Raw genomic sequence first — 21,341 nt, forward strand, 5'->3', positions numbered from 1 at the left:
AGGCTGTAGTAGCGCGCTTTCCGCCTTGGCTTGCCGGGCATGGCGCTGCCGGCGGGCGCAATGATTACTGCGTTTTTTTGGTCGGGCCGCTAGAATGAGCGCCTTTGCGAAGTTCTGGAGTCTTAATTCATGCGCACCTATCGTCTGGTGATCGCCTGCCCCGACCGTGTTGGCATCGTGGCGAAAGTCAGTAATTTCCTGGCCTTGTACAACGGCTGGATCAACGAAGCCAGCCACCACTCCGATGAGCAGAGCGGCTGGTTCTTCATGCGCCATGAAATCCGTGCCGAATCGCTGCCTTTCGGTATCGAGGCGTTCCGCGAGGCCTTCGCGCCGATCGCCGAAGAGTTCTCCATGACCTGGCGTATCACCGACTCGGCGCAGAAGAAGCGCGTGGTGCTTATGGCCAGCCGCGAATCGCACTGCCTGGCTGACCTGCTGCACCGCTGGCACACCGATGAACTGGATTGCGAGATCCCGTGTGTGATTTCCAACCACAACGACCTTCGCAGCATGGTCGAGTGGCACGGCATTCCTTTCTTCCACGTGCCGGTCGACCCCAAGGACAAGGCCCCGGCCTTTGCCGAAGTGTCACGCCTGGTCCAGGAGCATGCGGCTGACGTGGTGGTGCTGGCGCGTTACATGCAGATCCTGCCGCCGCAACTGTGCCAGGACTATGCCGAAAAGGTCATCAACATCCACCACAGCTTCCTGCCGTCGTTCGTCGGCGCCAAGCCGTATCACCAGGCGGCCCTGCGTGGCGTGAAACTGATCGGTGCGACCTGCCACTACGTGACCGAAGAGCTGGATGCCGGCCCGATCATCGAGCAGGACGTGGTGCGTGTGAGCCACGCCGACAGCATCGAAGACATGGTCCGCTTCGGCCGTGACGTCGAGAAGATGGTGCTGGCTCGCGGCCTGCGCTATCACCTGGAAGACCGCGTGCTGGTGCATGGCAACAAGACCGTGGTATTCGACTGATACCACCGCGGGGGCTGCATCGCGGCCCCCAATGCTTTGCGGAGAACATGATGGCAATCTCGCGCAACAAACCCACTGCCTCAACTCCCCCCACCCTCGGCGAAGGCTGCCTGGCCCGCTACGACCCCGAAGCCCTGAGCGACGACGACGGCACCGATTTCCCCGATGCCGCCGCATTGTGGCGCCAGCTCAACCCGCCTGACCCCGCCAGCGTTCCAGCAACGGACGCGCCAGCAGGCAGAAAAACACCGGCCCGCCCGCCAGCAGATAAAAGTAGTAAGTGATCGCCCTCCAGATCACGATCGCCGCTGCGGCTGTCGAGCTGCCTACCAGCGGTGTCAGCAGGCTGGCCGAAGTCAGCTCGGCGGCTCCAGCGCCACCTGGCAGCAGGCTGAATTGCCCGGCGCTGAGCGACAGCATCTGCACCAGGAAGCTCGGGATCCACGACAGCTCCACCCCCAGGCCCTGCAGCACCAGATACAGCACGCTGTAGCGCAGGCTCCAGTGCAGGCAGGTGAGGGTGAACACCAGCGCCAGGGTGCGTCTGGGCAGCTGCCAGGTCTGTGCCAGGGCGTCGATGAAATGCAGGACCTTGCGGGCCCAGCGGCGTTTGCGCTTGCCGGGCATGCCCAGGCGTTGCAGCAGGCGCCCGTTGAAGCGCATCACAGCCCGGCGGTAACGCAGCAGTACCACGATCATGGTCAGGGCTGCACACAGCAGCAAAGCGCTGCCCAACAACATGCTTTGCTGGCTGCGCCCGAGGCTGTGGAACAGGGCATAACCGGCAATCGCCAGCATCGCGCAGAAAAAGAACAGCAGGTCGTTCAACTGATCCATGGCAAATACCGCACCACTGCGGGCCGGCCCGATACGGTCACGGGCGAGCAGGGCCATGAGGGTGATCGGGCCACCGCTGCCGCCAGGGGTGGTACAGATCGCGAACTCGGTGGCCATCACCACGCCGAGGCTGCGCACACGGCCAAGCTGCGTCGCTTGCTCGCCGAGCAGCAGGCGCAGGCGCATGGCATTGATCACCCAGCACAGCAGGATCATGCCGAGCAGGGTCAGCAACAGCGTGGTGTCGAAGGTCGCCAGCCTGGGCAGCAGTTCGTTGCCGCCGAGCAGCGCCGGCACCAGCAAGGCGCCGGCCAGTGCCAAGGCCAGCCAGCCGAGGCGGTTCATGCGATCACCTGGCGCTCCAGCCAGGCCGACTTGGTCAGCGGCTCACGGCCTTGCAGCAGCAGGTTGTCGAGGGTGCGCAGCCAATAGTTGCGCGCTGAGCGGTGGCGCATGTCCACCGGGTGCAAGCCAAGACGCAGGGTTTCAGCCGTGCGCCAGTGCCGGCACTGCCAGTCGCAGACCACCCTCGACAGCCCCCGGCGCCACGCGCTGCGTGCGCTCCACACCAGCCCCGGTGCATCGAATGCGGTGAAGTCAGGCAAGCGATAAAGGTGCTGGGGGGTGCTGGTGTAGCGCAGCGGCAGTTGGCTCAGGGCCTGCCGGGTGCCTTGGCTCATCAGCCAGCCCGGGGCGACGAACCCGGCCACTGGCCAGCCTTGCCCGGCGAACAGGGCCAGGCCTTGTTCCAGGCGCTGCAGGGCTTGCGTCTGGTCAAGGGCATAGAACTCGCCTTCGTGGGTGTAGATACGGCGCATGAAGTACTCGCCGAGGCTGCGCGGCGTGGGCCCGTCGTCGGCGTGGTAGAAGCCGTGCAACGCCAGTTCGTCACCCCGGGCCAGGCGCCGTTCGAGCAGGCGGCAGAAGGTTGGTGAGCGAGTCAGAGGGTTGCGGTGATGAAAGTCTGGCACCACCAGCCAGGTCATCGGCACATTGCCCATTTCGTCCACGGCCTGCACGAACGGCTGGTAGTCCGGCCAGGTTTCGGGCGCGATATCGTGCAGCACCAGCATCAGGCTGCCCGAAGCCGCTGCGGGCTCAGCCATGGGCGCGTACCTGGGGTTGGTGGCCGAGCACTGCCTGGTAGTGTTGCAGCAGGCCAGCCACCACGATGTCCCACGAATAGTGCTGCTCCACATGCACGCGGGCCTGGGCACCGAGCTTGCGCACCCCTGCTTCGAACGCTTCGCGCACGGCAAGGGCCATTGCCTGGCCATCATTGGCCCGGCACAGGCGCCCGCAATGTTCGTTGACGATCTCGCCAAAGGCCCCGGCGCGTACTGCGACCACCGGGGTGGCGCTGGCCATGGCTTCGAGGATGACCAGGCCGAAGGTTTCCTGGTCGCCGGCGTGTACCAGCAGGTCGGCGCTGGCCATCAGGCGGGCCACCTCCTGCGGCGGGCGGAACTGGTCGATGACGCTGACGTTCTCGGGCACGCTGGCTGGCATGCTGGAACCAACCAGCAACAGGTGATAGGGCTGCCCGAGGTGTCGCATGCATTCGAGCAGCACCGGCAGATTCTTTTCCCGTGAACCGCGCCCGGCATAGATAAGCAGGCGGCTGGTATCGGCAATGCCCAGCTGGGCGCGCAGTTGCGGGTCGCGATGGTCAGGGTGGAAGGTCTGCAGGTCGACACCCAGGCGTTGTACATGCACGTCACGTACACCCAGGCGGCGCAGCTTGTCGGCCATCACCAGGCTGGGCGCCAGTACCCGGTCAAAATTGCCATACAACTTGCTGACATAGGCCTCGACATTGGGCGTGAACCAGTTGCCCATTCGGTTGCTCACCAGCAGCGGCAGGTCGGAATGGTAGAAGCCGATCACCGGCACGTCGAGCTTGCGCCGGGCTTCAAGTGCTGCCCAGGCGGTGAGGTAGGGGTCGCCGACTTCGATCAGGTCGGGCTTGAGGCAGCGCAGCACGTTGCACCACGGCGCCAGGCGCACCGGGAAACGATAGCCTTTGCCGAATGGCAGGGGCGGTGCGGGCACCTGGTAGATGCCATCGGCATGGCTGGCGCTGGGGCCGGGAATCAGGAGGCTGTGGCGTACGCCCGGCAGGGCGTCGAGGCGGTGGTGTTTGGCATCGAGGTACGTCCGCACGCCGCCGCTGGCCGGGGCGTAGAACATGGTGATGTCGGCGATGTGCACGATCAGCATCCCTCCGGGATCGTCTTCGGGTGTGTCATCTGGCGATGACGCGCCTAAAGGTTGACCTTTCTGAAGGATAGTTTGTTCGATCGGGTTGGGCGGGAGGGCAGTGCTGGATTCTTCGCGGCTGAAGCCGCTCCCACAGGGATTTCCACAATCCTGTAGGAGCGGCTTCAGCCGCGAAGCAGGCGACGCGGTCTGACGGTCAGATGCGGAAGCTGCCGACCAGGTGCTTGAGGCGGGTGGCCTGCTGCTCCAGGTCCGAACAGGCGCGCAAGGTGGCCTGCAGGTTCTCGACACCTTCCTGGTTGAGCATGTTGATCTCGTTGATGTCCATGTTGATCGAGTCGACCACGGCGGTCTGCTCTTCGGTGGCGGTGGCCACCGACTGGTTCATGCCGTCGATTTCGCCGATACGCACGGTCACGCTGTCCAGGCGCTCGCCGGCCTGGTTGGCGATCTGCATGCTGTCCTGGCTGTGGCGCTGGCTCTGGCCCATGGTATCGACCGACTCGCGGGCACCGACCTGCAGCTCTTCGATCATGGTCTGCACCTGCTGCGCCGACTCCTGGGTGCGATGCGCCAGGTTGCGGACCTCGTCGGCAACCACGGCAAAACCACGCCCGGCCTCACCCGCGCGGGCCGCTTCGATCGCGGCGTTGAGCGCCAGCAGGTTGGTCTGCTGGGAAATGCTGGTGATCACTTCGAGGATCTGGCCGATGTTCACGGTCTTGCTGTTGAGCGTCTCGATGTGCGCGCTCGAGGTGACGATCAGGTCGGACAGGCGGTTCATCGCGGCGATGTTGCGCTCCACCACCTGCTGGCCTTCCTCGGCCAGCAGGCGCGCGGAGCTGGCGTGCTGCGACGCTTGGGCGGCATTGCCGGCGATTTCCTGGGCGGCGGCGCCGAGTTCGTTGATGGCCGCAGCCACACTGTTGGTGCGGTTGGACTGCTCGTCGGAATTGGCCATCGACGAGTTCGAGGCGCTGATGACGCGCAGGGCCACCTCGTTGACCTGCTCGGTCGCCGAGGACACTTCGCGGATCGAGCCGTGGATACGTTCGACAAAGCGGTTGAAGGCCTTGCCGAGGATGCCGAACTCGTCGTGGTTGTGGATGCTCAGGCGCTTGGTCAGGTCCCCTTCACCTTCGGCGATGTCTGCCATGGCGCGGGTCATGGTGTGCAGCGGCTGCATCAGCACGCGTATCAGCAGGCCGAGCAGGCCGATGATGATCACCACCGCCACAAGGGTGGCGATCACCGCCGAGGTGCGAAAGGTGCTGAGCATGGCAAAGGCCTTGTCCTTGTCCACCGACAGGCCGATGTACCAGTTGGCCGAGGGCAGGCCCTTGATCGGGGTGAAGGTCAGCAGGCGAGCCTGGCCATTGGCGTCGACTTCGGTCAGCTCGCCGGACAGTTTCGGCGTTTGCTGCGGGAACAGGTCCGACAGCGACTTCATGACCAGGTCCTTGTCCGGGTGGACCAGGATCTTGCCCTGGTCGTTGACCAGGAAGGCATAACCCATGCCGCCAAAGTTCAGCGAGTTGATGATCTGCACCAGGCCATCGAGGGCGAGGTCGCCACCGACCACGCCGACGCTGCTGGAAACCTTGCTGAGGATGCCGATGACCATCTTGTTGGTGGTCAGGTCGATGTAGGGCTCGGTAAGAATCGCACCCTGGGCGTTCATGCCGTCCTTGTACCAGGGGCGGGTGCGCGGGTCGTAGCCATCAGGCATCTTGGAGTCCGGGCGCACGCTGAAACCACCATCGACCTTGCCCAGGTAGACCGTGAGGAAGCTCGAGATCAGGGCATTCTGGCCCATCAGTGTTTCGGCGTTGGCCGGTTGCTGGGCAATGTTCTGCGCCAGGTTTTCCACCAGCTTGATACGGCCATCGAACAGGTTGCGGATATTGGTCGAAGTGGACTCGCCCATCTCAGCCAGATAATTCTCCAGATTCTCGCGGATCGCATTACGCTGGAGGTAATCGTTGTAAAGGGTGAACAGGCTGAAGGCGAGTATCACGATCAATGACGCAGCCAGAAGGATCTTGTGGCTGAAACGCAGGTTTTTGTTCATGGCGTAATCGGTTCCGCTAAGGTTTTTATCGGGCGTTCGCACGGTGTCGCTGCAAACAGTGCAACATCCCGAAAAGTCCTTTTTCGGTTGCTCCTGTCTATTAAGGCGAATATCACCCAAAGGTATCGGCCGAATTAAGCTAAAGCTTGAGCGGGGGATAAAAGAGATGTCAGAAACATCGACCATAGTTGTAGGCGCTGACCCGGGCGGGCAACCCGTTCAGCAGGCCATGCGCCTCGCCAATCGTCACGGCCTGGTCGCCGGGGCTACCGGCACCGGCAAGACCGTGACCCTGCAGCACCTGGCGGAGGTGTTCAGCGATGCCGGGGTGGCGGTATTTGCGGCAGACGTCAAAGGCGACCTGTGCGGCCTGGGTGCGGCAGGTGCGCCACAAGGCAAGGTGGCCGAGCGGATCGCTGGCATGCCTTGGCTGGGACACACGCCAAAAGCCTATCCGGTAACGCTCTGGGATGTGGCGGGGCAGTCCGGCCACCCGTTGCGTACCACGCTCAGCGAGATGGGCCCGTTGCTGCTCGGCAATCTGTTGGAGTTGACCGACAGCCAGCAAGCCGCGCTGTATGCGGCGTACAAGGTGGCGGATCGCGAAGGCCTGTTACTGCTAGACCTGAAAGACCTCAAGGCCTTGTTGGCCCACCTGAAGGACAACCCGCAACTGCTTGGCGAAGACAGCGCATTGATGACCACCGGCTCGACCCAGGCCTTGCTGCGCCGGCTGGCAACCCTGGAGCAGCAGGGCGCCGAGGCGTTGTTTGGCGAGCCGGCGCTGCAGCTGGAGGACCTGTTGCGGCCGGATGCCGATGGCCGTGGGCGTATCCACCTGCTTGATGCCAGCCGACTGGTGCATGAAGCACCGAAGGTGTACGCGACATTCCTGCTGTGGCTGCTGGCTGAGCTGTTCGAGCAGCTGCCGGAACGCGGTGATGCCGACAAGCCGGTACTGGCGCTGTTCTTCGATGAGGCGCATTTGTTGTTCAACGGTACGCCGAAAGCGCTGCAGGACCGCCTGGAGCAGGTGGTTCGGCTGATCCGTTCCAAGGGGGTTGGCGTATATTTCGTCACCCAGTCGCCGGGGGATCTGCCCGATAGCGTGCTGGCCCAACTGGGCTTGCGTATCCAGCATGGCCTGCGCGCCTTCACCGCTAAAGAGCAGAAGTCGCTCAGGGCCGTGGCCGATGGCTTCCGCCCGAACCCGGCATTCGACAGCCTGGCGGTGCTGACCGAGCTGGGGATTGGTGAGGCGTTGGTCGGCACCCTGGAAGACAAGGGCACGCCGGCGATGGTCCAGCGAGTGCTGATCGCGCCACCGCAATCGCGGATCGGGCCGCTGAGTGCGGCCGAACGCAGTGCGCTGATTGCGGCTTCGCCTTTGTTGGGGCGCTACGACAAGGCTATCGACCGGGAGTCGGCGTATGAAATGCTGACCCAGCGCAAAGGAGAGCCGGTGGAGCCGGCGCCAGTGCCCAAGGCGGACGAAGAGAGCTTCACTGACAAGGCGGGCGAGTTTCTGCAGAGTGCGGCGGGGCAGGCGATCAAGTCGGCGGTGCGCCAGGCGGCCAATCAGTTGGGGCGGCAACTGGTGCGAGGGTTGATGGGGTCGTTGTTGGGTGGCAAGAAAAGGTAATCATGATGGTTGCGCGGTCTCTGTAGGAGCGGCCTTGCGTCGCGAAAGGGGCGCGAAGCGGCCCCAGCAATCTGTGCTGTTGCATGGATCCTGGGGCCGCTACGCGCCCCTTTCGCGACGCAAGGCCGCTCCTACAAAGACTGCGTCTGTGTTGACGATACCCATGAAAAAGGCGCCCTGGGGCGCCTTTTTCAGTGCAGCGGAATCGCTCAGGCCAGTGCCTTGGACGCCAGCCAGAACAGGCCGGCCGCCAAGCCCATCGAGGCCGGCAGGGTCAGTACCCAGGCCAGCAGGATGGTCTTCACAGTGCCGCCTTGCAGGCCGCTCTTGTTGGCGACCATGGTGCCGGCAACGCCGGACGACAGCACGTGGGTGGTCGACACCGGCAGGGCGAACACGTTGGCCATGCCGATAGCGCAGGCTGCGGTGATCTGCGCCGACATGCCCTGGGCATAGGTCATGCCTTGCTTGCCGATCTTCTCGCCGACGGTCAGCACCACACGCTTCCAGCCGACCATGGTGCCCAGGCCCAAGGCCAGGGCGACGGCCACGATCACCCAGAACGGGGCGTATTCAGTGGTGGCGGTCAGGTCCTTGCGCAGCTTCTCGAGGTCGGCCTTTTCACGGGCCTCCAGGCCAGGCAGCTTGCCGACCTTCTTCGCGGTGTCGTCCAGGCACAACAGGTAGCGGCGCACTTCGACACGCTTCTCGGCATCCAGCGCGTGGTAGTCGGTCACGCCTTGCAGCGAGGACTGCAGGGCGGCGATGGTCGGTTCGGTCTGCTGCGGGTTGCAGCTGAACTGCTCCGGCAGGTCGGTCGACTTGGCCTTGCCCAGTGCCAGGAACTCGCCCAGGGTGGCGGCGTTGCGCTGGTAGAACTGGCTCATGTGCAGGGTGGCGTCGCGGGTGCGCTCGATCTGGTAGGTGGTGCTGTTCAGGTCGAGGACGAACTTGGCCGGGACGATACCGATCAGCACCAGCATGATCAGGCCGATGCCTTTCTGGCCATCGTTGGAGCCGTGCACGAAGCTCACGCCCATGGCCGAGATCACCAGGACCAGGCGGTTCCAGAACGGTGGGTGCTTTTTGTCGTCGAGCTTGCGGCGCTGGTCCGGGGTCTTGTGCATCTTCGACAGCGGGCGCCACCATTTCAGGCCGACCAGCACCAGTGCGGCGACAGCGAAGCCGGCAATTGGCGAGACCACCAGCGACATGGCGATGTCGATCGCCTTCTGCCAGTTGACGCCATCGCCCAGCGGAATGTCGTTGATCAAAGCGTTGGCCAGGCCCACGCCGAGGATCGAGCCGATGAGGGTGTGCGAGCTGGAAGCGGGGATGCCGAAGTACCAGGTACCGAGGTTCCAGGTGATGGCAGCAGCCAGCAACGAGAAGACCATGGCCAGGCCATGCCCGGTATTCACATTGATCAGCAGCTCGACCGGCAGCAGGTGCACGATGGCGTAGGCCACCCCGACACCACCGAGCAGAACGCCGAGGAAGTTGAACACCCCGGAGAAGAACACGGCCAGGTGTGGTGGCATGGCTTTGGTATAGATGACGGTGGCTACCGCGTTTGCGGTGTCATGAAAGCCATTGATGAACTCGAATGCGAGCACGAAGGTCAGGGCGAGCAGCAGGCTCACCAATACCCAGGCATCCAGTCCGCTGAATAAATCGATCATGAAGGTTGTCTGGCGGTCATAGGGGGGCGGGATTATGCCAGAAAACCTTGGCAATCGATGCACCCACTGCTGACCGATGGCAGCTTTGTGAGCGCCCTCTCAGCCCAGTAGGTGACGTGATCTGGCGGAAAAAGTTCCGTTAAAAATCAAGAAATCGCCAAAAATTCGTTAAATTTCTGGAAAAATCTTGGCGCATTGACGCTTCAAACGGTTGTATGAAATTTGTGTAATTCCATTTCATCCTCGGCTTTTCGGTAAAGATCGGCCGCGTCGAGGGCGCCAAGCCCGCGACGTGCTGGCAGAGCAACAGGCAGCTCAGGGCTGCTCGCTGCGCAGTTCCTTTTCCATTTTTTCCAGTTCCTGGCTGAAGGCCTGGTCCTGAACGGTGGCGCGTTTGCGCCAAGGCTTGCGTTCCGGTTCCGGTTGCGCGGCATAGGTGGTGACTTCACCACCGTAAACTTCCTTGTAACGTTCTGCCTGGCGCTCGAGTTCCGCGCGCAGTTCATCTTTCGTCACAGTAATACCTGAATGAGTAAAAGTGGCTGATGTTGCATGCAGGTCCAAGTTGCCCATGCACACGACGTGCTGGTTGGCGGATGAAAGCCGGGCCAGTACTCCATTGCCGGAGTGTCGATCCGGGCCAGCGGAATCGATTATAGCAATCGGTAAATCGCCAAACAGGGATATTTATGTAATAGCGTGCAAAGTTTCAAGGCCACAGGTGGCCTGTACAAACTTTGAGCAAACAGCACCTGGAAGAGTTCACCGTCTTTTTCCGCAAGGCGGAAATAAAACGGCCCCGCACGAGGCGAGGCCGTTGCCTGGGGACTTCTACGGTGGGTACCTGACCAGTCTCTCCAAAGAAGCCACATGTGGCAGGAGAAAGGTATAAGTAAATTTGTCGGCGGTCAATTGCGATTATCGGCCGTTCGTTCGATAATCGCACGAGCCAGCGATTTTTTTGAGGTGAGCGATGAACGACGAAAGCACGGCCAACGAATCTGCCAACCCAGAGGCGATACGCCCGAGCGCACCCGCTCTGGCACCGCCGATCGTGGCCTCGCCGGCCAAGCGCATTCAGGCGTTTACCGGTGACCCTGACTTCATGACCTCCCTGGCGCGTGGCCTGGCGGTGATCCAGGCCTTCCAGGAGCGCAAGCGCCACCTGACCATCGCCCAGATCAGCCATCGCACCGAAATCCCCAGGGCCGCCGTGCGCCGCTGCCTGCACACGCTGATCAAGCTGGGGTACGCCACCACCGACGGGCGTACCTATTCGCTGTTGCCGAAAGTGCTGACCCTGGGCCATGCCTACCTGTCGTCGACGCCGCTGGCGGTGTCGGCCCAGCCCTATCTGGACCGCATCAGCGACCAATTGCACGAGGCTGCCAACATGGCCACCCTCGAAGGCGACGATATTCTTTATATAGCCCGTTCGGCCACGGTGGAGCGGCTGATTTCGGTCGACCTTTCGGTTGGTGGGCGGTTGCCGGCCTATTGCACGTCCATGGGGCGCATCCTGCTGGCGGCAATGGATGACACCAGCCTGCGCGAATACCTCGACCGCGCCGACCTCAAGGCGCGCACCAGCCGTACCCTGAATGACCCCGAGTCGTTGTTCGCCTGCATCCAGCAGGTGCGGGAGCAGGGCTGGTGTGTGGTCGATCAGGAGCTGGAGCAGGGGCTGCGCTCGATTGCCGTGCCTATCTATGATGCGTCCGGGCAGGTGCTGGCGGCGCTGAACGTGAGCACCCATGTCGGGCGGGTGACGCGCAGCGAGCTTGAGCAGCGCTTCCTGCCGATTTTGCTGGCGGCCAGCCGCGACCTTTGTCACCAGCTGTTCGGTTGACGGTATTAGCGACACTGTTTCCTGTTCGATAAACGCACAGTGTCGCTCCGGGTCAATTGCGCCTCCCGCCATCGCTGATTAATGTCTCTCGCAACGGTCGGCTCTGCCGACCGATACAAGAAAAACATAAGAGGCGCATCCCATGACCACTGTCACTCGACTGCCGCGGCCGCACCCGTTCGCAGTACCGTTGTATCCAGGCTGATTCAGGCCGCACTTATTCGATATTCAAGCCCTGTGCTCTTGACCCAAGTGCAGTGGCCCGACCGTGCCCCCTTTCTGGATAACAACAATGAACCAACCTCACGCTGTCGGGAGTAATCTCGACGTCCAGTCGTTCATCAATGAACAACCGTTGTCGCGCTATCAGTGGCGCGTGGTGATCCTCTGCTTCCTGATCGTTTTCCTCGATGGCCTCGATACCGCAGCCATGGGCTTTATCGCGCCTGCCTTGTCGCAGGAGTGGGGCATCGACCGTGCCAGCCTCGGCCCGGTGATGAGTGCCGCGTTAATCGGCATGGTGTTCGGTGCCCTGGGCTCCGGGCCGTTGGCCGACCGCTTCGGGCGCAAGGGCGTGCTGGTCGGGGCGGTGCTGGTGTTCGGTGGTTTCAGCCTGGCTTCGGCCTATGCAGGCAACGTCGACCAGCTGCTGGTGCTGCGCTTCCTGACCGGCCTGGGGCTGGGGGCGGGGATGCCCAATGCCACCACGCTGCTGTCCGAATATACCCCGGAGCGCCTCAAGTCGCTGCTGGTGACCAGCATGTTCTGCGGCTTCAACCTGGGCATGGCCGGTGGTGGATTCATCTCCGCGAAGATGATCCCGGCCTATGGCTGGCACAGCCTGTTGGTGATCGGTGGCGTGCTGCCGTTGCTGCTGGCTGTGGTGCTGATGGTCTGGCTGCCTGAGTCAGCGCGCTTCCTGGTGGTGCGCAACCGCGGTAACGACAAGGTGCGCAAGACCTTGTCACCGATCGCGCCGGCGGTGGTGGCACAGGCGGCCAGCTTCAGCGTACCGGAGCAGAAGGCCGTGGCTGCGCGCAACGTGTTTGCGGTGATCTTCTCGGGTACCTACGGCCTGGGCACGGTGCTGCTATGGCTGACCTACTTCATGGGCCTGGTGATCGTCTACCTGCTGACCAGCTGGCTGCCGACGCTGATGCGCGACAGCGGCGCCAGCATGGAACAGGCCGCGTTCATCGGCGCGCTGTTCCAGTTCGGCGGTGTGCTCAGCGCCGTAGGGGTAGGCTGGGCCATGGACCGCTTCAACCCGCACAAGGTCATTGGCATCTTCTACCTGCTGGCCGGGGTGTTTGCCTACGCCGTGGGCCAGAGCCTGGGCAACATCACCGTGCTCGCCACCCTGGTGCTGGTGGCCGGCATGTGTGTCAACGGTGCACAGTCGGCCATGCCATCGCTGGCCGCACGCTTCTACCCGACCCAAGGTCGCGCCACAGGCGTATCGTGGATGCTGGGCATCGGCCGCTTCGGCGCGATCCTCGGGGCCTGGAGCGGTGCAACGTTGTTGGGCCTGGGCTGGAACTTCGAGCAGGTACTGACTGCATTGCTGGTGCCCGCGGCGCTGGCGACGGTGGGCGTGATCGTCAAGGGGCTGGTGAGCCACGCCGACGCGACCTGATCAGTCGGGGGCCGCATTGCGGCCCCGTCATCGGAGATGGATAGCAGGGCAACATTTTGTTCGATAACCGCACATTTAGTCGATTATCGAATTGTAAGCGACCCCTCAGTCTCCTTAATCTGGGCCCAACGTAGCACCCCTGGCAGGAGAAGCCTGATGCGTGAAGTATTTATCTGTGACGCCATCCGCACCCCGATCGGCCGCTTCGGCGGCGCCCTGGCCGGCGTGCGTGCCGACGACCTGGCAGCCGTTCCGCTGAAGGCGCTGATCGAACGCAACCCGTCGGTACAGTGGGACCAGCTCGACGAAGTGTTCTTCGGCTGCGCCAACCAGGCCGGTGAAGACAACCGCAACGTCGCGCGCATGGCGCTGCTGCTGGCTGGCCTGCCAGAGAGTGTCCCGGGTGTGACCTTGAACCGCCTGTGCGCCTCGGGCATGGATGCCATCGGCACTGCCTTCCGCGCCATTGCCAGCGGTGAGATGGAGTTTGTGATTGCCGGCGGCGTCGAGTCGATGTCGCGTGCGCCGTTCGTCATGGGCAAGGCCGAAAGCGGCTACTCGCGCAATATGAAGCTGGAAGACACCACCATCGGCTGGCGTTTCATCAACCCGTTGATGAAGAGCCAGTACGGCGTCGACGCCATGCCGGAAACCGCCGACAACGTGGCTGATGATTACAAGGTATCGCGCGCTGATCAGGACGCCTTCGCCCTGCGCAGCCAGCAGAAGGCTGCAGCGGCCCAGGCTGCCGGTTTCTTCGCCGAAGAGATCGTGCCCGTGCGTATCGCTCACAAGAAGGGCGAAACCATCGTCGAGCGTGACGAACACCTGCGTCCTGAGACCACCCTCGAAGCGTTGACCAAGCTCAAGCCGGTCAACGGCCCGGACAAGACCGTCACCGCAGGCAACGCCTCGGGCGTCAACGATGGCGCCGCGGCACTGATCCTGGCTTCGGCCGAGGCGGTGAAGAAACACGGCCTGACCCCACGTGCCCGCGTACTGGGCATGGCCAGTGCCGGTGTTGCCCCGCGTGTCATGGGCATCGGCCCGGTGCCAGCGGTGCGCAAGCTGACCGAGCGCCTGGGTGTGGCAGTGAATGATTTCGATGTGATCGAGCTCAACGAAGCCTTCGCCAGCCAAGGCCTGGCTGTGCTGCGTGAGCTGGGTGTGGCCGACGATGCGCCGCAGGTGAACCCCAACGGCGGCGCGATCGCCCTGGGCCACCCGCTGGGCATGAGCGGCGCGCGCCTGGTGTTGACTGCGCTGCACCAATTGGAGAAGAGCGGGGGGCGCAAGGGCCTGGCGACCATGTGTGTGGGCGTTGGGCAGGGCCTGGCGTTGGCCATCGAGCGGGTTTGACCTGTACCGGTCTCTTCGCGGGGCAAGCCCGCTCCTACAGGGAACCACGCTGCCCTGTAGGAGCGGGCTTGCCCCGCGAAGAGGCCGGCACTTACGACACAAGGCCAATTGCCAGTCTGTAAGCGGAACGAGTGTGTTACTAGGTATGTCTAGACTTACCTAGGACCCCTCCAGGAGTAAAACCGTCATGACCTCAACCTATTACACCGGTGAAGAGCGCAGTAAGCGCATCTTCGCCATCGTCGGTGCCTCTTCGGGCAACCTGGTGGAATGGTTCGACTTCTACGTCTATGCCTTTAGCGCGATCTACTTCGCTGCGTCCTTCTTCCCCTCCGACGACCCTACCGTGCAGCTGCTCAACACTGCCGGCGTATTTGCTGCGGGCTTCCTGATGCGCCCGATCGGTGGCTGGATCTTCGGTCGCCTGGCCGACCGCCATGGCCGCAAGAATTCCCTGATGATCTCGGTGCTGATGATGTGCTTCGGCTCGCTGATGATCGCCTGTCTGCCGACCTATTCGAGCATCGGTGCCTGGGCGCCGGCGCTGCTGTTGCTCGCGCGGCTGATCCAGGGCCTGTCGGTGGGGGGCGAGTATGGCACCACGGCGACCTACATGAGTGAAGTGGCCCTGCGCGGTCAGCGCGGCTTCTTCGCATCGTTCCAGTACGTGACCCTGATCGGCGGCCAGTTGCTGGCGGTGCTGGTGGTGGTGATCATGCAACAACTGCTGACCGAGGAAGAGCTGCGTGCCTGGGGCTGGCGCATTCCGTTCGTGGTCGGCGCCATCGCCGCGCTGATCTCGCTGATGCTGCGCCGCTCGCTGCACGAGACCAGCAGCGCCGAAACCCGCAAGGACAAGGACGCCGGCACCATCAAGGGGCTGTTTCGCAACCACACCGCAGCGTTCATTACCGTGCTGGGCTACACCGCCGGTGGCTCACTGATCTTCTACACCTTCACCACCTACATGCAGAAGTACCTGGTCAACACGGCAGGCATGCCTGCGAAGACCGCCAGTTTCGTGATGACCGGCGCACTGTTCCTGTACATGGTGATGCAGCCGTTCTTCGGCATGCTCTCCGACCGCATCGGCCGGCGTAACTCGATGCTGCTGTTTGGTGCGCTGGGCACGATCTTTACCGTACCGCTGCTGATGGCGCTGAAGACCGTGAGCAGCCCGTTCATGGCTTTCGTGCTGATCACCCTGGCCCTGTGCATCGTCAGTTTCTACACCTCGATCAGTGGCCTGGTGAAAGCCGAAATGTTCCCGCCGCAGGTCCGTGCGCTGGGCGTGGGCCTGGCTTATGCAGTGGCCAACGCAGCGTTTGGTGGCTCGGCCGAGTATGTGGCCCTGGGGCTGAAGACCATGGGTATGGAAAACACCTTCTACTGGTATGTGACGGCCATGATGGCGATTGCCTTCCTGTTCAGCCTGCGCCTGCCGAAGCAGGCGGAATACCTGCACCACGATGATTAAGGACGTTGCATGAGCAACCAACTGTTCGACGCCTACTTCACCGCGCCGGCCATGCGCGACGTGTTCTCCGACCGTGGCCGCCTGCAGGGCATGCTCGACTTCGAGGCCGCGCTGGCCCGTGCCGAGGCTGCTGCCGGCCTGGTGCCGCACAGTGCCGTGGCGGCCATCGAGGCGGCCTGCCAGGCCGAGCGCTATGACGTGCGGGCGCTGGCCGATGCCATCGCCACCGCCGGCAACTCGGCGATCCCGCTGGTCAAGGCGCTGGGCAAGGTAATCGCCAGTGGTGTGCCCGAAGCCGAGCGCTACGTGCACTTGGGCGCCACCAGCCAGGATGCGATGGATACCGGGCTGGTGTTGCAGTTGCGCGATGCACTGGCGCTGATCGAAGCCGATCTCGGCAAGCTGGCCGAGACTTTGGCACGCCAAGCCCTGCAGCATGCCGACACACCGCTGGTTGGCCGCACCTGGCTACAACATGCCACGCCAGTGACCTTGGGCATGAAGCTGGCGGGTGTGCTCGGTGCCTTGACCCGCCATCGCCAGCGCCTGCAGGAACTGCGCCCGCGTCTGCTGGTGCTGCAGTTCGGCGGTGCCTCCGGGAGCCTCGCGGCCTTGGGTAGCAAAGCCATGCCGGTGGCTGAGGCGCTGGCCGAACAACTCAAGCTGACCTTGCCCGAGCAGCCTTGGCACACCCAGCGTGATCGCCTGGTGGAGTTCGCCTCGGTGCTGGGCCTGGTTGCCGGCAGCCTGGGCAAGTTCGGCCGTGATGTCAGCCTGCTGATGCAGACCGAAGCCGGTGAGGTGTTCGAGCCTTCCGCGCCGGGCAAGGGCGGTTCCTCTACCATGCCGCACAAGCGCAATCCGGTCGGTGCTGCGGTGCTGATTGGCGCCGCGACCCGCGTGCCGGGCCTGCTTTCGACGCTGTTCGCCGCCATGCCCCAGGAGCATGAGCGCAGCCTCGGCCTGTGGCATGCCGAATGGGAAACCTTGCCGGACATCTGCTGCCTGGTCTCTGGCGCCCTGCGCCAGGCCCAAGTGATCGCCGAAGGCATGGAAGTGGATGCCGAGCGCATGCGCCGCAACCTCGACCTGACACAAGGCCTGGTGCTGGCCGAAGCAGTCAGCATCGTGCTCGCCCAGCGCCTGGGTCGTGACCGTGCCCACCACTTGCTGGAGCAATGCTGCCAGCGAGCCGTGGCCGAACAGCGCCATTTGCGCGCCGTGCTGGGTGACGAGCCGCAGGTCAGTGCCGAGCTGAGTGCGGAAGAACTCGACCGCCTGCTCGACCCTGCTCATTACCTCGGCCAGGCCCGCGTCTGGGTGGCGCGCGCCGTGGCTGAACATCAACGTTTGACTGCCTGAAGGAGACCGCTGTGGCGCACTTGCAACTGGCCGATGGCGTACTGAACTACCAACTCGACGGCCCGGCCGATGCGCCGGTGCTGGTCCTGTCCAACTCGCTGGGTACCGACCTGGGCATGTGGGACAGCCAGATTCCGCTGTGGAGCGAACATTTCCGCGTGCTGCGCTACGACACCCGTGGCCATGGCGCTTCGCTGGTCAGTGATGGCCCTTACAGCATCGAGCAACTGGGCCAGGATGTACTGGCACTGCTCGACGCGCTGGACATTCAGCATGCGCACTTTGTCGGCCTGTCGATGGGCGGCTTGATCGGCCAGTGGCTGGGCATCCATGCCGGGGCGCGCCTGCACAGCCTGACCCTGTGCAACACCGCAGCCAAGATCGCCAACGACGAAGTGTGGAACACCCGTATCGACACCGTGCTCAAGGGCGGCCAGCAAGCCATGGTCGACCTGCGCGATGCCTCCATCGCCCGCTGGTTCACCCCGGCGTTTGCCGAGCAGCAGCCGCAAGAGGCGCAGCGCATCTGCCAGATGCTGGCGCAAACCAGCCCGCAAGGGTATGCCGCCAACTGCGCGGCCGTGCGTGACGCCGACTTCCGTGAGCAATTGGGCCGTATCCAGGTGGCGACGCTGATCGTTGCGGGCACCGAAGACGTGGTCACCACGCCTGAGCATGGCCGCTTCATGCAGGCCGGCATCATCGGTGCCACCTACGCCGAGTTCCCGGCGGCGCACCTGTCCAACGTCGAGATTGGCGAGGCATTCAGCCGCCGCGTGCTCGACTTCCTGCTGGCTCGCTGAGGAATTGGCCATGGATGAGAAACAACGTTACGACGCTGGCATGCAGGTTCGCCGCGCAGTGCTGGGCGATGCCCACGTGGACCGCAGCCTGGAGAAGCTCAACGACTTCAACGGCGAGTTCCAGGAAATGATCACCCGCCATGCTTGGGGCGACATCTGGACCCGCCCAGGCCTGCCGCGTCACACCCGCAGCCTGATCACCATCGCCATGCTGATCGGCATGAACCGCAACGACGAGCTCAAGCTGCACCTGCGTGCGGCAGCCAACAACGGCGTGACCCGCGACGAGATCAAGGAAGTGCTGATGCAGAGCGCGATCTACTGCGGCATCCCGGCAGCCAATGCCACCTTCCACATGGCCGAGTCCGTGTGGGATGAGCTGGGCGTAGAGTCGCGGGGTTAAACCCCGCGCACGGCCACCGGCCCGGCATTGGCTTCCACGGCCTGTTTCAGTGCCGGGCACAGGCCCAACATGAATGCCGCTTCAGCCACCACGAACAGCGGGCCGATGATCAGCCCGCTGATATCGTCGACGAACGCCGGCTTGCGGCCTTCGTAATGATGCCCGACGAACTGGATGATCCAACCCACCACGAACGCACCCAGGCCGGCGCTGAGCCACAGGCCGGTGGATTGCGTGGCCAGTGCCTGGCCGATCCACAGGCACAGGCCCAGCAGCAGGCCCATGACCAGGCCGAAGCGCAGGTCCAGGCGCAGGTAGAACCGCACGGCAGCGGCTGCGGCGAACAGGGCGGGGGATAGCCAGATGCCGGCCAGGTCCCAGCCGGGGCGCGACAGCAGCACCGTGACGGCGACGACGATCAGCGGAATGCCGACGAAGTGGGTGGCAATGTTGCGTGGGTCGCGGTGGTAGTTGGCGTATTGGCTCAGGTGTTCGACGAGGTTTTTCATTGTTGTTCCTCCCTGGGTGGCCGATGTCTCGATATAGCTAAGAATAGCCCGCGGTCACCACCATCATCAGTTCAGCGAATGGCAGCAGCGCGCATTGGTGCATCCAACCCCACCAGGGTTTCGATCATTGCCCGTGCCGCCGGTGACAAGCGGTAGCCGCTGCGGCTGACCACCCCGCACCTCACGCTCAGGACCTCCAGTGCCGGTGGCAGGTTGCGCCAGTGCAGGCGCACCAGGTGCCCGCTGGCAAGGTCTTCAGCCACGGCTTCTTCGCTGGCCGTGCCCACGGCATCGCTGGCCAGCACCACGCTACGCAATACCGCCAGATGCTCGGTCTGCAGGTGCGGGATGAAGTCGTTGCGCCCGCTCAGGTTGGCCAGGCGCTTGCGCACGCCGGGTGCGAGCCGGGCACTGGCCAAGGGGTAGGCGAACAGGTCGTTGGTCGACAGGCTGTCCTTGGCCAGCAGCGGGTGGCCGGGGCGGCAGAAGAACAGCCCGGGGCGCGGCGTGAGCGGTTCGGTGTGGAAGTTGGGGTCGGCCTCGAAGGGGCGGATGTCGTCAACGAAGAATTCGATCTGCTCGCGGCGCAGGGCCTGGCCCAGGCGCTCGGCATTGTCCACCACCAGTGCCGTGCGGATGCCGGGGTGGCTGGCGATGAAATGTTGCAGCGCTTGCGGGACCAGGCGCACGGCCAAGGCCGGGCCGCTGCCGAAATGCAGTTCGCCAGCGTCGAGCTTGGTCATCTGCAGCACTTCGTTGCTCAGCTGGGTGGCGCCTTGTACCAGGCGGCGGGCGTGCTGCAGCACCACCAGGCCCTCGGGGGTAGGGGGCAGGGCCTTGCTGGCGCGGTCGACCAGGGGGCAACCGAAGGTGTGTTCGAGGCCTTGGATGGCCCGGCTGAAGGCGGGTTGGGTGATGCCCATGGCTTCGGCGGCGCGGACGAAACTGCGGTATTCGGTGAGGGCGATGAAGTAGCGCAGTTGGCGAAGATCCATGTCGAGGCTCTGCGGTGGAACAGGGCTCGATTTAAGCGGTTACTTCATATGTCGTCAAAGAAGGTTTATTGATTTGGTTATGTCTTTTGATTATTTAAAAGGGAGTTGGCCTCTTCGCGGCTAAAGCCGCTCCCACAGGTCTGGCGCAGTACCTGTGGGAGCGGCTTTAGCCGCGAAGAGGCCGGTGGATCTAGAGGAGATTCAGCGGATAGCTCACGATCAACCGGTTCTCATCGAACGAGTTGGTGCTGTAATCCCGGCGCATGGTGGAGTTGCGCCACTTTACCGAAAGGTCCTTGAAAGTGCCGGACTGGATCACATAGGCCAGCTCGCTTTCCCGCGCCCATTCCTTGCCGTCGGTCACGCCGCCGGCGGTGACGTTGTCGCCCTTGATGTAGCGGTTCATCAGGGTCAGGCCAGGAATGCCGACGCTGACGAAGTTGAAGTCGTGGCGGACCTGCCAGGAGCGTTCCTTGGCGTTGTCGAAGCTCGAGTTGTAGCTGTCGTTGGCCAGGGTCCCGCCACTGGTGCCGTTGACCCGCATCCAGGCATCGTCGCCGCTGACCTTCTGCAGGCCGACGTAGAAGGTGTTGCCCTTGTAGCGCGCCGACAGCATCGCCGATGCCGTGCGGTTGTCCAGCTGGCCGGCGCGTTCCGCGCCATCTTCCTTGCCCCAGAAGTAGCCCAGGTTGGCGCCCAGGGTCCATTCGCCCAACGGCTGGCTGTGCACCAGGTTGAGGTACTGCTGGCGGTAGATGTCCTTGAGCTGGGCGTCCCACAGGCCAATCATGGTGCGCTTGTCGTTGAAGGTATATTCACCGCCGCCGAAGTTGAAGCGGTCGGAGGTGAAGGCCGCGCGGCCGTTGAGCGACATGTCTTCCATGCTGGCGTCGTTGCGCGGGCTGTTGCCGCGGAATTGGCCGGCATACAGGGTCAGGCCTTCGATCTCTTTCGAGGTGACTTGGCCACCCCGGAACGTCTGCGGCAGCGAGCGGCCGTCGTCCGAGCGCAGGATCGGCAACACCGGCATCCATTCACCGACCTTCAGCTCGGTCTCGGACAGCTTGGCTTTCAATGCCACGCCCAGGCGGCCGAAGTCGTCGGCGGGGCGGCCGTCGTCATGCACCGGTAATAGTTGGGTGTTGGCGGTACCTTTACCGCCATCGAGCTTGATCGAATACAGGCCCAGCACGTCCACGCCGAAGCCGACAGTGCCTTGGGTGAAACCGGAGCGGGCATCGAGGATGAAGCTCTGGGTCCATTCTTCGCCCTTGCCCTGCGGGTAGGCCGGGTCGACGAAGTTGCGGTTGATGTAGAAGTTGCGCAGGTTGAGGCTGGCCTTGGCGTCCTCCATGAACCCGCCATTGTCGGCGGCGCATACAGGCAGGGCGCAGGAAATGGCCAACAGGCCGGGCAGCAGCTGGCGTGCGGGTTGCGAAGTGCTCATCTGTCGTAAATCTCTTGTTTTTATGGGCGAACCGCTGCGCTACAGGATGCGGCCTGCAGGCGCGGGTC

Annotated in this window: 19 protein-coding genes and 1 pseudogene; 10 read left to right on the top strand and 10 right to left on the bottom strand. The window is 63.5% G+C overall.

All coding sequences use genetic code 11. The features are described 5' to 3' along the window. Positions 1 to 129: 129 nt before the first annotated feature. Positions 130 to 981, top strand: a complete 852-nt coding sequence (gene purU, locus ACLEJU_RS01175) for a formyltetrahydrofolate deformylase (protein ID WP_023378897.1) — start codon at positions 130 to 132, stop codon at positions 979 to 981. 50 nt (positions 982 to 1,031) lie between these two features. Further along, positions 1,032 to 1,265, top strand: a complete 234-nt coding sequence (locus ACLEJU_RS01180; protein ID WP_435421587.1) for a hypothetical protein — start codon at positions 1,032 to 1,034, stop codon at positions 1,263 to 1,265. Here ACLEJU_RS01180 and ACLEJU_RS01185 read toward each other — a convergent pair. The 5 genes and pseudogenes from ACLEJU_RS01185 to ACLEJU_RS01205 form a co-directional block, all read right to left on the bottom strand. Then, on the bottom strand, positions 1,171 to 2,163 hold the full coding sequence (locus tag ACLEJU_RS01185; RefSeq protein WP_435421586.1) for a lysylphosphatidylglycerol synthase transmembrane domain-containing protein: 993 nt from the start codon (positions 2,161 to 2,163) through the stop codon (positions 1,171 to 1,173). The genes ACLEJU_RS01180 and ACLEJU_RS01185 overlap by 95 nt on opposite strands. After that, the gene (locus ACLEJU_RS01190; protein WP_435421585.1) at positions 2,160 to 2,924 is read right to left on the bottom strand and encodes a DUF2334 domain-containing protein; all 765 of its coding nucleotides are present in this window, start codon (positions 2,922 to 2,924) and stop codon (positions 2,160 to 2,162) included. The genes ACLEJU_RS01185 and ACLEJU_RS01190 overlap by 4 nt, the downstream gene beginning before the upstream one ends. Continuing rightward, positions 2,917 to 4,038, bottom strand: a complete 1,122-nt coding sequence (locus tag ACLEJU_RS01195) for a glycosyltransferase family 4 protein (RefSeq protein WP_435421584.1) — start codon at positions 4,036 to 4,038, stop codon at positions 2,917 to 2,919. Before ACLEJU_RS01195 ends, ACLEJU_RS01190 begins: the two co-directional genes overlap by 8 nt. 196 nt (positions 4,039 to 4,234) lie before the next feature. Further along, positions 4,235 to 4,999, bottom strand: coding sequence for a methyl-accepting chemotaxis protein (locus tag ACLEJU_RS01200; protein WP_371856889.1), 765 nt, complete (start codon positions 4,997 to 4,999; stop codon positions 4,235 to 4,237). A gap of 93 nt (positions 5,000 to 5,092) precedes the next feature. After that, positions 5,093 to 6,295 (bottom strand): annotated as a pseudogene (locus tag ACLEJU_RS01205) (cache domain-containing protein); the annotation flags it as partial. Between ACLEJU_RS01205 and ACLEJU_RS01210 the strand changes: the two are divergent. Beyond that, entirely contained in the window at positions 6,276 to 7,751 is a 1,476-nt protein-coding gene (locus ACLEJU_RS01210) for a helicase HerA-like domain-containing protein (protein WP_435421583.1), read from the top strand. The pseudogene ACLEJU_RS01205 and the gene ACLEJU_RS01210 sit on opposite strands and share 20 nt — an antisense overlap. Positions 7,752 to 7,960: 209 nt before the next feature. Here the strand turns inward: ACLEJU_RS01210 and ACLEJU_RS01215 are convergent, their stop codons facing one another. Together ACLEJU_RS01215 and ACLEJU_RS01220 are read right to left on the bottom strand one after the other, a co-directional pair. Further along, positions 7,961 to 9,433, bottom strand: a complete 1,473-nt coding sequence (locus ACLEJU_RS01215) for an inorganic phosphate transporter (RefSeq protein ID WP_435425446.1) — start codon at positions 9,431 to 9,433, stop codon at positions 7,961 to 7,963. A 315-nt stretch (positions 9,434 to 9,748) separates the two neighbouring features. Beyond that, a complete protein-coding gene (locus ACLEJU_RS01220; protein ID WP_027917930.1) occupies positions 9,749 to 9,949 on the bottom strand; it encodes a hypothetical protein in 201 nt (66 codons plus the stop codon). 457 nt (positions 9,950 to 10,406) lie between these two features. Between ACLEJU_RS01220 and pcaR the strand changes: the two genes are divergently transcribed. The 7 genes from pcaR to pcaC all read left to right on the top strand — a co-directional run bounded on the left by pcaR (position 10,407) and on the right by pcaC (position 18,322). Continuing rightward, positions 10,407 to 11,282: a pca regulon transcriptional regulator PcaR gene (gene pcaR, locus ACLEJU_RS01225; RefSeq protein WP_178083375.1), complete on the top strand. Its 876-nt coding sequence runs from the start codon at positions 10,407 to 10,409 to the stop codon at positions 11,280 to 11,282. A 292-nt stretch (positions 11,283 to 11,574) separates the two neighbouring features. After that, complete coding sequence (locus tag ACLEJU_RS01230) at positions 11,575 to 12,918, top strand: MFS transporter (RefSeq protein ID WP_435425445.1); 1,344 nt, start codon at positions 11,575 to 11,577, stop codon at positions 12,916 to 12,918. Positions 12,919 to 13,071: 153 nt separating this feature from the next. Continuing rightward, the gene (gene pcaF, locus ACLEJU_RS01235; protein ID WP_178083378.1) at positions 13,072 to 14,277 is read left to right on the top strand and encodes a 3-oxoadipyl-CoA thiolase; all 1,206 of its coding nucleotides are present in this window, start codon (positions 13,072 to 13,074) and stop codon (positions 14,275 to 14,277) included. Positions 14,278 to 14,464: 187 nt separating this feature from the next. Beyond that, positions 14,465 to 15,754, top strand: coding sequence for an MFS family transporter (locus ACLEJU_RS01240; RefSeq protein WP_159409034.1), 1,290 nt, complete (start codon positions 14,465 to 14,467; stop codon positions 15,752 to 15,754). 9 nt (positions 15,755 to 15,763) lie between these two features. Further along, positions 15,764 to 17,116 carry a 3-carboxy-cis,cis-muconate cycloisomerase gene (locus ACLEJU_RS01245; RefSeq protein WP_159409035.1) on the top strand — a complete coding sequence of 451 codons (1,353 nt, stop codon included), beginning with the start codon at positions 15,764 to 15,766 and terminating at the stop codon, positions 17,114 to 17,116. Positions 17,117 to 17,127: 11 nt separating this feature from the next. Further along, on the top strand, positions 17,128 to 17,919 hold the full coding sequence (pcaD, locus tag ACLEJU_RS01250) for a 3-oxoadipate enol-lactonase (protein WP_435425444.1): 792 nt from the start codon (positions 17,128 to 17,130) through the stop codon (positions 17,917 to 17,919). 10 nt (positions 17,920 to 17,929) lie between these two features. Then, the gene (gene pcaC, locus ACLEJU_RS01255; RefSeq protein ID WP_085675148.1) at positions 17,930 to 18,322 is read left to right on the top strand and encodes a 4-carboxymuconolactone decarboxylase; all 393 of its coding nucleotides are present in this window, start codon (positions 17,930 to 17,932) and stop codon (positions 18,320 to 18,322) included. Here the strand turns inward: pcaC and ACLEJU_RS01260 are convergent. The 3 genes from ACLEJU_RS01260 to ACLEJU_RS01270 form a co-directional block, all read right to left on the bottom strand. Next, positions 18,319 to 18,831 (bottom strand): DUF962 domain-containing protein, encoded by a 513-nt coding sequence (locus tag ACLEJU_RS01260; RefSeq protein ID WP_435425443.1) that lies wholly within the window; start codon positions 18,829 to 18,831, stop codon positions 18,319 to 18,321. The genes pcaC and ACLEJU_RS01260 overlap by 4 nt on opposite strands. 71 nt (positions 18,832 to 18,902) lie before the next feature. Then, the gene (locus tag ACLEJU_RS01265; protein ID WP_435425442.1) at positions 18,903 to 19,826 is read right to left on the bottom strand and encodes a LysR family transcriptional regulator; all 924 of its coding nucleotides are present in this window, start codon (positions 19,824 to 19,826) and stop codon (positions 18,903 to 18,905) included. Between the two features lie 190 nt (positions 19,827 to 20,016). Then, a complete protein-coding gene (locus ACLEJU_RS01270) occupies positions 20,017 to 21,273 on the bottom strand; it encodes an OprD family porin (protein ID WP_435422179.1) in 1,257 nt (418 codons plus the stop codon). Between the last annotated feature and the right edge of the window lie 68 nt (positions 21,274 to 21,341).

Source organism: Pseudomonas sp. SMN11 (assembly GCF_052041945.1).
Lineage (GTDB): Bacteria > Pseudomonadota > Gammaproteobacteria > Pseudomonadales > Pseudomonadaceae > Aquipseudomonas.

Coding starts and splice junctions, on each gene's coding strand:
- purU (WP_023378897.1), top strand. CDS start 130: ATGCGCACCTATCGTCTGGTGATCGCCTGCCCCGACCGTGTTGGCATC.
- ACLEJU_RS01180 (WP_435421587.1), top strand. CDS start 1,032: ATGGCAATCTCGCGCAACAAACCCACTGCCTCAACTCCCCCCACCCTC.
- ACLEJU_RS01185 (WP_435421586.1), bottom strand. CDS start 2,163: ATGAACCGCCTCGGCTGGCTGGCCTTGGCACTGGCCGGCGCCTTGCTG.
- ACLEJU_RS01190 (WP_435421585.1), bottom strand. CDS start 2,924: ATGGCTGAGCCCGCAGCGGCTTCGGGCAGCCTGATGCTGGTGCTGCAC.
- ACLEJU_RS01195 (WP_435421584.1), bottom strand. CDS start 4,038: ATGCTGATCGTGCACATCGCCGACATCACCATGTTCTACGCCCCGGCC.
- ACLEJU_RS01200 (WP_371856889.1), bottom strand. CDS start 4,999: ATGGCCAATTCCGACGAGCAGTCCAACCGCACCAACAGTGTGGCTGCG.
- ACLEJU_RS01210 (WP_435421583.1), top strand. CDS start 6,276: ATGTCAGAAACATCGACCATAGTTGTAGGCGCTGACCCGGGCGGGCAA.
- ACLEJU_RS01215 (WP_435425446.1), bottom strand. CDS start 9,433: ATGATCGATTTATTCAGCGGACTGGATGCCTGGGTATTGGTGAGCCTG.
- pcaR (WP_178083375.1), top strand. CDS start 10,407: ATGAACGACGAAAGCACGGCCAACGAATCTGCCAACCCAGAGGCGATA.
- ACLEJU_RS01230 (WP_435425445.1), top strand. CDS start 11,575: ATGAACCAACCTCACGCTGTCGGGAGTAATCTCGACGTCCAGTCGTTC.
- ACLEJU_RS01240 (WP_159409034.1), top strand. CDS start 14,465: ATGACCTCAACCTATTACACCGGTGAAGAGCGCAGTAAGCGCATCTTC.
- ACLEJU_RS01245 (WP_159409035.1), top strand. CDS start 15,764: ATGAGCAACCAACTGTTCGACGCCTACTTCACCGCGCCGGCCATGCGC.
- pcaC (WP_085675148.1), top strand. CDS start 17,930: ATGGATGAGAAACAACGTTACGACGCTGGCATGCAGGTTCGCCGCGCA.
- ACLEJU_RS01260 (WP_435425443.1), bottom strand. CDS start 18,831: ATGAAAAACCTCGTCGAACACCTGAGCCAATACGCCAACTACCACCGC.
- ACLEJU_RS01265 (WP_435425442.1), bottom strand. CDS start 19,826: ATGGATCTTCGCCAACTGCGCTACTTCATCGCCCTCACCGAATACCGC.
- ACLEJU_RS01270 (WP_435422179.1), bottom strand. CDS start 21,273: ATGAGCACTTCGCAACCCGCACGCCAGCTGCTGCCCGGCCTGTTGGCC.